An 11,805-nucleotide genomic window follows, 5' to 3' on the forward strand; every position below is an offset into this window, starting at 1 on the left:
TCCACGACAAGAGTCCTACGATCGTCACCCGAAAGCGCTGCCCTGCTCTCACCCGGCAGCGTAACGTGCCGTATGCGCGTCCGTGCGGAGGTCTCGGCAGCCCGGACGACGTGGGACGACGCAAGCCGACGGAGGGGCCGGAGATACCCGTGACGGACAAGCAGGCCGTGCAGGCGTACACCGACGCGTGGACGCAGTCGATCGAGTCCATATCGGAGCTGCTCGCCCCGTTGCCGACCAACGCCTGGAACCGGGCCACCGAGTGCCCCGGCTGGTCGGTGCGGGACGTCGTCTCGCACGTCATCGGCATCGAGTCCGAGCTGCTCGGCGACCCGCGCCCGATCCACGCGCTGCCGCGCGACCTGCGGCACGTCACCGACGAGTTCACCCGGTACATGGAGCTGCCGGTCGACAAGCGCCGCTGCTGGACGCCGGTGGAGATCACCAGCGAGCTGGAGTACACGGTGATCCGCCGCTCCCGGGCGCTGCGCAACGCCCGCCACGAGCCGAACGACCCGGTGCGCTGGCCGGCCGGCCCGCTGGCCCGGGACGTCCCGTACGCGACGCTGCTGCGGATGCGGGCCTTCGACGTGTGGGTGCACGAGCAGGACCTGCGCCGTGCGCTGCAGACCCCGGGCAACCTGGACTCCCCGGCCGCGGTGGTCACCAGGGACTGGCTGATCGAGTCGCTGCCCAAGCAGGTCGCCAAGGAGGCGGGCGCCCCGATCGGCACCACGGTGGCCTTCGACGTGGCGGGCGCGCTGCCCTTCCACCGCACCGTGCGGGTCGGCCCGGACGGCCGGGGCACCGTGGACGACTCGGTGGTGCTGGCCCCCGAGGTGCGGCTGTCGATGGACTGGCAGACCTTCGTCCGGCTGTGCTGCGGCCGGGTCCGCCCGGAGACCGCGATCGTGAACGTGATCGGCGACCGGGAGCTGGGCGACCGGGTGCTCGCCCACCTGGCGAGCACCCCCTGAGCCGGAGCCGCTACCGGACCAGCTTGCGGCGCAGCCGCAGGATCATCGCGGTTCCGAGCAGCAGCGGCAGCAGCTGGAAGCAGAACGCCAACTGGTAGGCGTGCGCGCTGTAGCTGTCGCTGCCCGGGTCGGCGAGCGCGTCCAGCAGGACGCCGATGCCGAGCAGGGTGATCATCGAGCCGATGAAGCCGCCCATGTTGGCGATGCCGGAGGCGGTGCCCATCCGCTCGGCGGGGTTGTACGCGCGGGCGTAGTCCAGGCCGATCAGCGAGGCCGGGCCGTTGCTGCCCATGACCAGCATCAGCACCACCAGCAGCCAGGTCGGCGGGTGCCCGTGCGGCCAGGCCAGGGTGGCGGTCCAGCAGAGCGCGGTGACGGCGAGCACGGTGAACGCGATCGGCAGCCGGGAGGCGGCGGTGCGGGAGACCAGCCGGCCGAACAGCAGGCCGAACAGCATCCCGCTGAGCACCAGCAGGCTGAGCATGCCGCCCGCCCCGGCCCGGGACATGCCCTGCCCCTCGACCAGGTAGGGCAGCCCCCACAGCAGGCCGAACGCGGAGGCCGGGAACGCCGTGGTGAAGTGCACCCACATCCCGAGCCGGGTGCCGGGCTCGGACCAGGCGGCCCGGATCTGCTGCCCGACCGGCAGCCGCAGGCTCTCGTGCCGCACCGGCGTCGGCGCTCCGGGCGGGGCCTCCTTGAGCAGCACCAGCACGACGGCGAAGACCAGCACGCCAGTCAGCGCGATCGTGCCGAAGGTGGCGCTCCACCCGGCGGTGTGCAGCGCCTGGGCGAGCACCACGGTAGTGACCAGGTTGCCGCCGGTGCCGATCAGGCCGGTGAGCTGGACGACGAACGGGTTCCGGGCGGCCGGGAACCAGCGGGCGGCGACCCGCAGCACGCTGATGAAGGTCATCGCGTCGCCGCAGCCGAGCACCGCGCGGGAGGCCAGCGCGGGCGCGAACGCGGTGGAGAAGGCGAAGGCCAGCTGCCCGGCGCTCATCAGCGCCACGCCCAGCAGCAGCACCCGGCGCGGGCCGATCCGGTCGACCAGCAGGCCGACCGGGACCTGCATCCCGGCGTACACCAGGACCTGCAGGATGGAGAAGGTGGACAGGGCGGAGGCGCCGATGCCGAACCGGGCGGAGGCGTCCAGCCCGGCCACCCCGAGGCTGGTGCGGTGCACCACGGCGAGGACGTAGACGGCGACGCCGAGCGACCAGGCGAACCAGGCGGCGCGTCCGCCCGGCGGGTGGAAGACCTCGTCCGCGGCGGTCCGGGCGGCGGGAGCGCCGGGGACGGCGGCGGCAGCGGCGGTGTCGGCATCGGCGTCGGCGGGTCGGCGGGGAGCGGGTGCGGACAGGGACGGTGCGGTGCGGGCGGGGTCCACGCTCATAGTGCTACCAGGCTAGTCATCCCATGACCTGATCTCTGGCCCGGGGTGGTCCGGGACGTCCGGTTTCAGCCGGTGAGCGTCCAGCTCTCGGTCCGGGTCATGTACCGCTCGCGGAAGCCCTCGTCGCGCACCCAGTCGGTGGTGTCCCGCACGGTCGCGGTGACGGTGTGCCGGCCGCCCGGCTCCAGCGCCAGCTCCCCGGTGTCCAGCCAGGTGCCGTCCGCGGTGCTCGGGTCGACCGGCTTGCCGTCCAGGGTCCAGCTGATCCGCAGCTGCCGCGGGCCGGTCAGCGCCAGCGGACGCACGTGCAGCTTCGGGCGTCCGGAGACCGGGCCGGAGGCGGGCTCGGGCTCGTCGGCCGGCTTCACCCGGCGGTACAGCTGCTCGATGATCGCCTCCCGGGAGGGGAGGTTGTAGGTGCTGCCGAGGGTGCGCATCACCGAGTCGGCGGTCGGTCGGTACAGGCCGTTGGAGCTGCGGTAGGTGCCGATCACCCCGGCACCGTCCGGCGACTCGGCGCCCAGCCAGTGCCACCACTTGGTCTTCTCCCGGAGCATCTCCTCGGCGTCCACCGTGGACAGGTTCGGGTAGTCCGGGTCGTTCGGGGCGGAGTCGTACTCGTCGCCGAGGGTGCCGACGGTGTGGCCGATCTCGTGCTGGATGATCCGCCCGGCGTCCGGGCTGCCGCCGGACAGCGTGGTCACCCCGGTGCCGCCGGCCCCGCCGTACTCGGTGGAGTTGGCCAGCGCGATCAGGTACTGCGGGCCGCCGCCCTGCCCGGCCCAGCGGGCGGTGGCGTCCTCGTCCGCGCAGAGCAGGCGGGCGGTGCCCTCGCACCAGAAGTGCATCCCGAGCGGGGTGGCCGGGTCCTTCCCGGCGCTCTCGGTCTCCGCGATGCCCGCCACCGGGGAGACCACGTCCACCCGCCGTATGTTGAAGAACCCCTGGTAGGTGCGGAACGGCTCGATCTCCAGCAGCGCCCGCCAGGCCCGGTCCGCCTGCTCGTGGAAGAGCTGCTGCTGGGCGGAGGTGTAGCCGTCGCCGAGCAGCACCAGGGTGATCCGGTTGGCCGCGTCGCCGGTCAGCCGCAGGTCCACCGAGGGCGCGCCGGGGGCCCGCAGGTCGGGGCGGGCGGGCGGCGCCGGGCGGTCCGGGCCGGGCGGCGGGCCTATCGCGGTCGAGGGCGCGGGCGAGACCAGCTCCACCGCGGCGGGCAGCACGGCGGCGGCCACCAGCAGCAGGGCGGCGGCGGAACGCATCACGGGGCCGGGAGCACCAGTCGGCATACGCGGGAGTCCTCGCTGCGACGGTCACCCGGCCTGGCTGCGCGGGTGGTTTGATCGCACACACGTACCCGTCCGGGCCGCGGGCCCGGCCCGGGCGGCGCGAAACTCCCTCGGGCGGCCCAATGCGCGACCCGCCCGGAGCGGCCCACCGATTCCCCCAAGTACCGACCAGTGTGCCGGAGTTGGGCAACCGGCCGGTGGCCCGGCCGACCGGCGGACGGGCGGGATACCCTGCCGAACGGGGGAACGACAAGGGGGAAGCACCGCATGGAGACCCAGCAGCGCACCGACCCGCGCGCGGCGTTCGGACGCGCCCTGCGCGGACACCGGCGGGACGCCCGGCTCACCCAGGGCGAACTCTCCGCCAAGGCCGGGCTCGGCGTCCGCACCCTGTCCGACCTGGAGCGCGGCACGTCCGGCCCGCGCCCCGCCACCGCCGCCCTGCTCTGCGCCGCCCTCGGCCTGAGCCACCCGGACGCCGAGCGCTTCCACGCCCTGGCCCGGGCCGGCTGGCGCGCCACCCGGGGCTGACCGGAACGGCCGCGGGCCCCGCTCCGGCGTCCGGAACGGGGCCCGCGGGGGCGGGGGCGGCTCAGCCCCAGGTGATCAGGCGCTTCGGGTGCTCCAGGACGGCGGCGACGTCCGCCAGCACCCTGGAGCCCAGCTCGCCGTCGACCAGCCGGTGGTCGAAGGAGAGCGCCAGCGTGGTGACCTGCCGGGGCACCACCTTGCCCTTGTGCACCCAGGGCAGCTCCCGGACCGCGCCGAAGGCCAGGATGGCGGCCTCGCCGGGGTTGAGGATCGGGGTGCCGGTGTCGACGCCGAACACGCCGACGTTGGTGATGGTGATGGTGCCGCCCGCCATGTCCGCCGGAGAGGTCTTGCCCTGCCGCGCGGTATCCACCAACTCGCCGAGCGCGACCGCCAGTTGGGAGAGGGTGCGGGAGCCGGCGTCCTTGATGTTCGGGACGATCAGGCCGCGCGGGGTGGCCGCGGCGATGCCGAGGTTGACCGCGCCCCAGACGACGATCTCCTGGGCCGCCTCGTCCCAGCTGGCGTTGACCTCCGGGTACCGCTTGACGGCGGTCAGCAGCGCCTTGGCGACCAGCAGCAGCGGGCTGACCCGCACCCCGGCGCCGAGCTCGCCGCTCTCCTTGAGCCGGCGCACCAGCTTCATCGTCCGGGTCACGTCGACCTGGACGAACTCGGTGACGTGCGGCGCGGTGAACGCGGAGGCGACCATCGCCTGCGCGGTGGCCTTGCGCACGCCCTTGACCGGCACCCGGACGTCCCCGGACGCGTCCGGCACCGGCCGCACCGGCGCGGCGACGGCCGGCCCGGTCGGCTGGACCGCCGGGGCCGCCTGGACGGGCGGGTCCGCGACCGGCTCGACGGCCTTCCCGGCGGCGGTGTCCGCCGCGGCGTGCACGTCCTCGCGGGTGATCACGCCGTTCGGGCCGGTCGGCACCACGGCGCGCAGGTCGATCCCGAGGTCCTTGGCGAGCTTGCGCACCGGCGGCTTGGCCAGCGGGCGCTCCCCCTCGACGACGGGAGCGGCGGGCGCGACGGACGCGGCGGCCACCGGCTCGGGAGCCGGGGCGGCGGGCGCGGCCGGCGCGGGCGCGGTCGGCGCGGCCGTGCCGTTGCTGCGGCGGGTCCGGCGCTGCGCCGAGCCGGTGCGCGGCCCGTAGCCGACCAGCACCTCGCGGCGCTCCGGCTCCGACTCGGCCTCCGCGGCGGTCGCGGGCGCGGGCACCACGGGCGCAGCGGCGGCGGGCGCGGCGCCCGCGACCGCCACCGCGATGATCGGGGTGCCGACGTCGACGGTGGCGCCCGCCGGGAAGTGCAGCGCCTCGACCACGCCGGTGAACGGGATCGGCAGTTCGACGGCGGCCTTGGCGGTCTCCACCTCGCAGACCACCTGCCCGTCGGTGACGGCGTCGCCCGGCTTCACGTACCAGGTGAGGATCTCGGCCTCGGTCAGGCCCTCGCCCACGTCGGGCATCTTGAACTCGCGGAGCGAGTGAACACCAGTGGTCATCTTCGCTCCCCGGCTCAGAAGGCGAACGTGCGGTCGACGGCGTCGAGCACGCGGTCCAGGTCGGGGAGGTAGGTCTCCTCGACGCGCGACGGCGGGTACGGGGCGTGGTAGCCGCCGACCCGCAGGATGGGTGCCTCCAGGTGGTAGAAGCAGCGCTCGGTGAGCCGGGCGGCGAGCTCCGCGCCCAGGCCGAGGAAGACCGGGGCCTCGTGCACGACGATGCCGCGGCCGGTGCGCTTGACCGACTCCTCCAGGGTGGCGAAGTCGATCGGCGACAGCGAGCGCAGGTCGACCACCTCCAGCCGGCGGCCGTCCTCCTCGGCGGCCTTCGCGGCCTCCAGGCAGACCTTGACCATCGGCCCGTAGGCGATCAGCGTGGCGTCGGTGCCGGGCCGGGCGATCCGGGCCGCGTGCAGCGGCAGCATCGGGTCCTCGCCGACCTCGCCCTTGTCCCAGTAGCGGCGCTTGGGCTCCAGGAAGACCACCGGGTCGTCCGACTCGATGGCCTGGCGCAGCATCCAGTGCGCGTCGTGCGCGTTGGACGGGCTGACCACCCGCAGGCCGGCGGTGTGCGCGAAGTACGCCTCGTGCGACTCGCTGTGGTGCTCGACCGCGCCGATGCCGCCGCCGAACGGGATGCGCACGGTGACCGGCATCTTCACGTGGCCGAGCGCCCGGGCGTGCATCTTGGCGAGCTGGGTGACGATCTGGTCGAAGGCCGGGTAGACGAAGCCGTCGAACTGGATCTCGACCACCGGGCGGTAGCCGCGCAGCGCGAGGCCGATCGCGGTGCCGACGATGCCGGACTCGGCGAGCGGGGTGTCGATCACCCGGTCCTCGCCGAAGTCCTTCTGCAGGCCGTCGGTGATCCGGAAGACGCCGCCGAGCTTTCCGATGTCCTCGCCCATCAGGACGGTCTTCGGGTCGCTCTCCAGCGACTTGCGCAGCGCCTCGTTGAGCGCCTTGGCGATGCTGAGCTGGCCGGCCATCAGTGGTGCTCCCCACCCTCGAAGGAGGCGGCGTACGCCTCGTACTCGGCGCGTTCCTCGTCCACCAGGGCGTGCGGCTCGCTGTAGACGTGGTCGAAGATCAGGGTCGGGTCGGGGTCGGGCATCGAGCGGACGCCCTCCCGCACGCGCAGGCCCAGCTGCTCGCTCTCGGCCTCGACCCCGGCGAAGAACGCCTCGTCGGCGAGGCCCTGCTTCTCCAGGTGGGCCCGCAGCCGCAGGATCGGGTCCTTGGCCTTCCAGGACTCGGTCTCCTCGGACTGCCGGTAGCGGGTCGGGTCGTCGGAGGTGGTGTGCGCGCCCATCCGGTAGGTGAACGCCTCGACCAGGACCGGGCCCTGGCCGGTGCGGGCGCGGTCCAGCGCCCAGCGGGTGACCGCGAGGACGGCCAGCACGTCGTTGCCGTCGACCCGGACGCCGGGGAAGCCGAAGCCGGCGGCGCGGCGGTAGAGCGGGATGCGGGTCTGCACGGCGGTGGGCTCGGAGATCGCCCACTGGTTGTTCTGGCAGAAGAACACCACCGGCGCGTTGTAGACCGAGGCGAAGGTGAAGGCCTCGTTGACGTCGCCCTGGCTGGAGGCGCCGTCGCCGAAGTAGGCGATCACCGCGTCGTCCGCGCCGTCCTTGGCGATGCCCATCGCGTAGCCGGTGGCGTGCAGGGTCTGCGAGCCGATCACGATGGTGTAGAGGTGGAAGTTCTTCTCGTTCGGGTCCCAGCCGCCGTGGTTCACGCCGCGGAACATGCCGAGCAGGTTCAGCGGGTCGACGTCGCGGCACCAGGCCACGCCGTGCTCGCGGTAGGTGGGGAAGGCGTAGTCGCCGGTGCGCATCGCGCGGCCGGAGCCGACCTGGGCCGCCTCCTGCCCCAACAGCGAGGCCCACAGGCCCAGTTCGCCCTGGCGCTGGAGCGAGGTGGCCTCCGCGTCGAAGCGCCGGACCAGGACCAGGTCCCGGTAGAGCGCGCGCAGCTCCTCGGGCGTCACGGTGAGCGGGAACTCCGGGTCGTCGACCCGGTCGCCCTCCGGGGTGAGCAGCTGGACGAGCTCGGGTTCGGCGGTGGCGCCGGCCCGGGCGGGGTCAGGGACGCCGGGGGCGGCCTTCTTGCGCGCCCTCGACGTGCTTTTGACGGTCACGTTCACTCCTCGGTCTGTCCGGCCACCCGGGGTCGCCGGCGGCCGGTCCGGTCGCCTCCCCGGCTCGCGCGCGTGGGTGTGCGCACCAGTGCGGGCAGGCGGTGTTCCCTTTCCGACGGCGTCCTCACGAGAACGTTACCCAGCGGCGCCCTTTGGCGCGCTTGCGCTAGGACGTCCTAGTTGTTCCCCGGCGGGGGTGACCGCAGGTGTGGCGCGGTCCGCCCGTTCCGGTCAGGACACCAGCGCACGGTATCCGGGCACGGGCCGCTGCGAAAGGGGGTAACCGGCATCGATTTGTGCGACGCTTTGCAAATGACTGATAACGGACATATCAGGGTTTTTCTCCTCGATGATCACGAAGTGGTCCGGCGCGGCGTGCACGACCTGCTCTCGATGGAGGGCGACATCGAGGTGGTCGGCGAGGCGGGGACGGCGGCCGAGGCGCTCAACCGCATTCCGGCGGTCCGTCCGGACGTGGCGGTGCTCGACGTCCGGCTCCCCGACGGCAACGGGGTCGAGGTGTGCCGGGAGATCCGCTCCCAGGACCCTTCGGTGAAGTGCCTGATGCTCACCTCCTTCTCCGACGACGAGGCGCTGTTCGACTCGATCATGGCGGGGGCCTCCGGATACGTCCTGAAAGCGATCCGCGGCACCGACCTGCTCTCCGCGGTGCGCGACGTCGCGGCCGGCAAGTCCCTGCTCGACCCGGTGGCCACCAGCCGGGTGCTGGCCCGGCTGCGGGACGGCGGCGAGAAGGAGGACGAGCGGACCGCCCAGTTGACGAAACAGGAGCGCCGCATCCTCGACCTGATCGGCGAGGGGATGACCAACCGGCAGATCGGCAACGAGCTGCACCTGGCCGAGAAGACGGTGAAGAACTACGTCAGCAGCCTGCTGGCCAAGATGGGCATGGAGCGCCGCACCCAGGCCGCCGCCTACGTCGCCCGCCGGCAGGCCGACCAGCAGCACTGAGAGCAGATTCGCACACGCTGTGTCAAGCACCCATCACGCCGAGTAATAGGCTCTGTGCGTGACGGACGGTCAGACCATCTCCCTCGCGCCGGCCCGCCCGGACGCCACCGCTCCCCCGTCGGAACCCTCAGCCCCCCGGTCGCGCACGCCGCCGTGGCCGGAGTCCTGCGCGCCTACCGCATCCCGCCGCCGCTCGCGGTGGAACCGGTCGCGGAGGGCCTGCTCAACCGGGGCTACCGGATCACCACCGCGGAGGGCGGCTACTTCCTCAAGTGCTACGTCGACCGGGCCACCGCCAACCGGTCCGCGATCACCGCCCAGCACCGCGCCACCACCGCGCTGGCCGCCCGCGGCCTGCCGGTGCCGGCCCCGCTCGCCGACACCGGCGGCCGCACCGTCACCGCGCGCGGCGGACGGCTGTTCGCGCTCTACCCGTGGGTGGCCGGGCACCACCGGCACGGCACCGGCCTCGACCCGGCCCGGTGCGGCGAACTCGGCACCCTGCTGGGGGTGTTGCACGGCACGCTGGCCGAGGTGTGCGCCCCGCTGCGGCAGCCCGCCGGGGTGCTCAGCGCCGAGGTCGAGGAGACCGAGCGGATCGTCGCCGAACTCCGCGCGCTGGCCCGCGCCCACCGCCCCTACGACGCCTTCGACCGGCAGGCCGAACAGCACCTGGCCCAGCGCCTGGACCTGCTCGCCGCCCACCGCCACCGCCGCCCCGGCCCGGCCGACGCCCCGCCCACCGGCTGGACCCACGGCGACTTCCACGGCCTGAACGTGCTCTACCGCGGCGACACCGTCAGCGCCGTCCTGGACTGGGACAAGCTCGCCCCGCACCCGGTCGCCGAGGAGGCCGTCCGGGCCGCCACCCTGCTGTTCAACGACCGCGCCACCGGCGTCCTCGACCTGCCCCGGGTCCGCCACTGGGCCCGCGCCTACCGGGCCACCGGCGCCGCGGACGCCGAACAGGTCGCCCGCGCCGTCCACCGGGTCTGGTGGGAGCGGCTGAACGACCTGTGGATGCTGCAGTGGCACTACCAGCGCCGCGACCACCGCGCCGACCCGCTGTTCCCGGCGGCGGCCGGGCAGCTGGCCTGGTGGTGCGAGGAGTACGAGCAGGTCATCGACGCGTTCGCCAACTGACCTGCCCGCAGCACCTACTGGACGGGTGGCAGCCCTCCGACGGCCACTCCGGTGCTGGACGGGTTCGCGCTGGGCGAGTTGGAGGCGGGGGTGCTGGCCGACTCGCTGGGCTTGGTCCCGGTCGCGCTGGCCGAGGGCGACGCCGACGACGAGCGCGACGGGCTGGCCGAGGGCGACGCCGACGGGCTGGTCGAGGGCGAGGCGGACGGCGAGTACGAGGGGGTCGTGCTCTCCGACCGGCTGCTGCTGCTCGGGGTGCGGCTGGGCGCCTGGGTGGTGGGCTGCTCGCTCGGCTGGTCGGTGGCGTGGGTGCTGGCGCTCTGCACCGGCGCCGTCGGCCGCTGGTCCTGCGGGCCCTGCGGGTGGTCGTCGTTGGCGGTCAGCGCCAGCGCGACCCCGATGGTGGCGGCGAGCACCAGCGCGACCGCGCCCAGCACCCAGCCCCACGGGTTGCGCCGCCGCCCCGGTTCCTCGTCGTCCTCCCGGCTGCTGCCGCCGCCCCCGCCGGCCCCGACCGCCGCCGGGTAGGGCGACGCGGGCGTCCGGTAGGCCGAGGTGACCTGGTAGGGCAGCGCCTCGGTGGCGGCCGTCCCGGCGACCGGGTTCATCGGCTCGGTGAGCGAGGCGGAGCCGGTCGGCGGGGTGGCGTCCCAGGCTCCGGCCCCGGCGGCGGCCGGCCCCGCCGCGGCGGCCGGGTGGCCCGCGCCGGACGCGCCGTGCATCTGCCGCAGCGCGTGCTGCAGGTGGGCGCGGAACTCGTCGGCGCTCTGGAACCGGTCGTCCGGGTTCTTCTCCAGCGCCCGCAGCACCAGCCCGTCCAGCTGCGGCGGCACCCGGTCGTTGGCCCGGGACGGCGGCACCGGCGCGTCCTGGACGTGCTGGTAGACCACCGACAGCGGGGTCTCGCCGACGAACGGCGGCCGCAGGGTGAGCAGTTCGTACAGCATGCAGCCGGCCGCGTACAGGTCGGAGCGGTGGTCGACGGACTTGCCGAGGGCCTGCTCGGGCGAGAGGTACTGCGGGGTGCCCATCACCATGCCGGTCTGCGTCATGGTGGTGGCGCCGCCGGCCAGCGCCCGGGCGATGCCGAAGTCCATCACCTTGACCGCGCCGGTGGTGGTGATGATGACGTTGGCCGGCTTGATGTCCCGGTGCACGATGCCGTGCCGGTGGCTGTAGGCCAGCGCCTCCAGCACCCCGGCGGTGATGATCAGCGCCTGGTCGACCGGCGGCGCCTCCTCGTCCACCAGCAGCTCGCGCACGGTGCGGCCCTCGACCAGCTCCATCACGATGTACGGGGTGGACTCCCCGCCGTGCTGCTCCTCGCCGGTGTCGTAGACCGCGACGATCGAGTGGTGGTTGAGCGCCGCGACGGCGTGCGCCTCGCGGGTGAAGCGCAGCCGGGCGGTGTCGTCCTCGGCGAGCTCCGAGCGCAGCAGCTTGACGGCGACGGTGCGGCCCAGCCGGATGTCCTGGGCGGCGAACACCTCGGCCATCCCGCCGCGGCCCAGCCGCCGGGTCAGCCGGTAGCGGCCCTCGCCGACGGTGGGGAACGGAACGGCGCTGCCGCGTGCGGGAGTTCGGGGGCCGGTCGGGAACACCTCGGTGGGTCCGGTGGCCTCGTCCGGGCGGCCCGCGTCCCCGTCCCGGGCGTCCGCCCCGGGCACCTCCGGCCGCTGGTCCCCGTCGTCGTCCGGTCGTTCGCTCTGACCCATCGCTCCTCGCCCCGGGCACCCGCTCGGCGCGCGCTCGCCCTGTCGGTTCTTCTTCAGCACGCTACCGTCTCGCGCCCTTCGGCGTGGAACGGGACGGCGCACGCGGGGGTGGCTTCGGGTGGCGCGAGCCCGTCA

At 74.1% G+C, this 11,805-nt stretch carries 11 protein-coding genes; 4 read left to right on the forward strand and 7 right to left on the reverse strand.

Annotation, left to right across the window (positions count from 1 at the left end):
• The first annotated feature begins 149 nt into the window (after positions 1–149).
• Positions 150–977, forward strand: coding sequence for a maleylpyruvate isomerase family mycothiol-dependent enzyme (locus tag QMQ26_RS17870; RefSeq protein ID WP_282206340.1), 828 nt, complete (start codon positions 150–152; stop codon positions 975–977).
• Positions 978–987: 10 nt separating this feature from the next.
• Here the strand turns inward: QMQ26_RS17870 and QMQ26_RS17875 are convergent, their stop codons facing one another.
• Together QMQ26_RS17875 and QMQ26_RS17880 are read right to left on the reverse strand one after the other, a co-directional pair.
• Entirely contained in the window at positions 988–2,373 is a 1,386-nt protein-coding gene (locus QMQ26_RS17875) for an MFS transporter (RefSeq protein WP_282206341.1), read from the reverse strand.
• A gap of 65 nt (positions 2,374–2,438) precedes the next feature.
• On the reverse strand, positions 2,439–3,659 hold the full coding sequence (locus tag QMQ26_RS17880) for a M64 family metallopeptidase (protein ID WP_282206342.1): 1,221 nt from the start codon (positions 3,657–3,659) through the stop codon (positions 2,439–2,441).
• A gap of 267 nt (positions 3,660–3,926) precedes the next feature.
• Between QMQ26_RS17880 and QMQ26_RS17885 the strand changes: the two genes are divergently transcribed.
• Positions 3,927–4,190: a helix-turn-helix domain-containing protein gene (locus tag QMQ26_RS17885; RefSeq protein WP_282206343.1), complete on the forward strand. Its 264-nt coding sequence runs from the start codon at positions 3,927–3,929 to the stop codon at positions 4,188–4,190.
• 61 nt (positions 4,191–4,251) lie between these two features.
• Here the strand turns inward: QMQ26_RS17885 and QMQ26_RS17890 are convergent, their stop codons facing one another.
• From QMQ26_RS17890 to QMQ26_RS17905, 4 genes are all read right to left on the reverse strand, one after another.
• Positions 4,252–5,700: a dihydrolipoamide acetyltransferase family protein gene (locus QMQ26_RS17890; protein WP_282206344.1), complete on the reverse strand. Its 1,449-nt coding sequence runs from the start codon at positions 5,698–5,700 to the stop codon at positions 4,252–4,254.
• A gap of 14 nt (positions 5,701–5,714) precedes the next feature.
• Entirely contained in the window at positions 5,715–6,689 is a 975-nt protein-coding gene (locus QMQ26_RS17895; protein WP_370447637.1) for an alpha-ketoacid dehydrogenase subunit beta, read from the reverse strand.
• Positions 6,689–7,840, reverse strand: a complete 1,152-nt coding sequence (gene pdhA, locus QMQ26_RS17900) for a pyruvate dehydrogenase (acetyl-transferring) E1 component subunit alpha (protein ID WP_233533769.1) — start codon at positions 7,838–7,840, stop codon at positions 6,689–6,691. The genes QMQ26_RS17895 and pdhA overlap by 1 nt, the downstream gene beginning before the upstream one ends.
• A gap of 231 nt (positions 7,841–8,071) precedes the next feature.
• On the reverse strand, positions 8,072–8,197 hold the full coding sequence (locus QMQ26_RS17905; RefSeq protein ID WP_282206731.1) for a hypothetical protein: 126 nt from the start codon (positions 8,195–8,197) through the stop codon (positions 8,072–8,074).
• On the opposite strand from QMQ26_RS17905, the gene QMQ26_RS17910 reads away from it, so the two are divergent.
• Together QMQ26_RS17910 and QMQ26_RS17915 are read left to right on the forward strand one after the other, a co-directional pair.
• Positions 8,153–8,812: a response regulator gene (locus tag QMQ26_RS17910; RefSeq protein WP_100837255.1), complete on the forward strand. Its 660-nt coding sequence runs from the start codon at positions 8,153–8,155 to the stop codon at positions 8,810–8,812. The two genes, QMQ26_RS17905 and QMQ26_RS17910, sit on opposite strands and share 45 nt — an antisense overlap.
• A 153-nt stretch (positions 8,813–8,965) precedes the next feature.
• Positions 8,966–9,955 (forward strand): phosphotransferase enzyme family protein, encoded by a 990-nt coding sequence (locus tag QMQ26_RS17915; protein ID WP_282206345.1) that lies wholly within the window; start codon positions 8,966–8,968, stop codon positions 9,953–9,955.
• A 14-nt stretch (positions 9,956–9,969) separates the two neighbouring features.
• Here QMQ26_RS17915 and QMQ26_RS17920 read toward each other — a convergent pair whose 3' ends face one another.
• Complete coding sequence (locus QMQ26_RS17920; protein WP_282206346.1) at positions 9,970–11,670, reverse strand: protein kinase domain-containing protein; 1,701 nt, start codon at positions 11,668–11,670, stop codon at positions 9,970–9,972.
• Positions 11,671–11,805 lie beyond the last annotated feature (135 nt).

The sequence above is a fragment of the Kitasatospora fiedleri genome (assembly GCF_948472415.1).
GTDB classification, from domain to species: Bacteria; Actinomycetota; Actinomycetes; order Streptomycetales; family Streptomycetaceae; genus Kitasatospora; species Kitasatospora fiedleri.

Bases quoted from the DNA above. Each gene is read 5' to 3' on its own strand.
- QMQ26_RS17875 (WP_282206341.1), bottom strand. From the start codon at position 2,373: ATGAGCGTGGACCCCGCCCGCACCGCACCGTCCCTGTCCGCACCCGCT.
- QMQ26_RS17880 (WP_282206342.1), bottom strand. From the start codon at position 3,659: ATGCCGACTGGTGCTCCCGGCCCCGTGATGCGTTCCGCCGCCGCCCTG.
- QMQ26_RS17885 (WP_282206343.1), top strand. From the start codon at position 3,927: ATGGAGACCCAGCAGCGCACCGACCCGCGCGCGGCGTTCGGACGCGCC.
- QMQ26_RS17890 (WP_282206344.1), bottom strand. From the start codon at position 5,700: ATGACCACTGGTGTTCACTCGCTCCGCGAGTTCAAGATGCCCGACGTG.
- QMQ26_RS17895 (WP_370447637.1), bottom strand. From the start codon at position 6,689: ATGGCCGGCCAGCTCAGCATCGCCAAGGCGCTCAACGAGGCGCTGCGC.
- QMQ26_RS17910 (WP_100837255.1), top strand. From the start codon at position 8,153: ATGACTGATAACGGACATATCAGGGTTTTTCTCCTCGATGATCACGAA.
- QMQ26_RS17920 (WP_282206346.1), bottom strand. From the start codon at position 11,670: ATGGGTCAGAGCGAACGACCGGACGACGACGGGGACCAGCGGCCGGAG.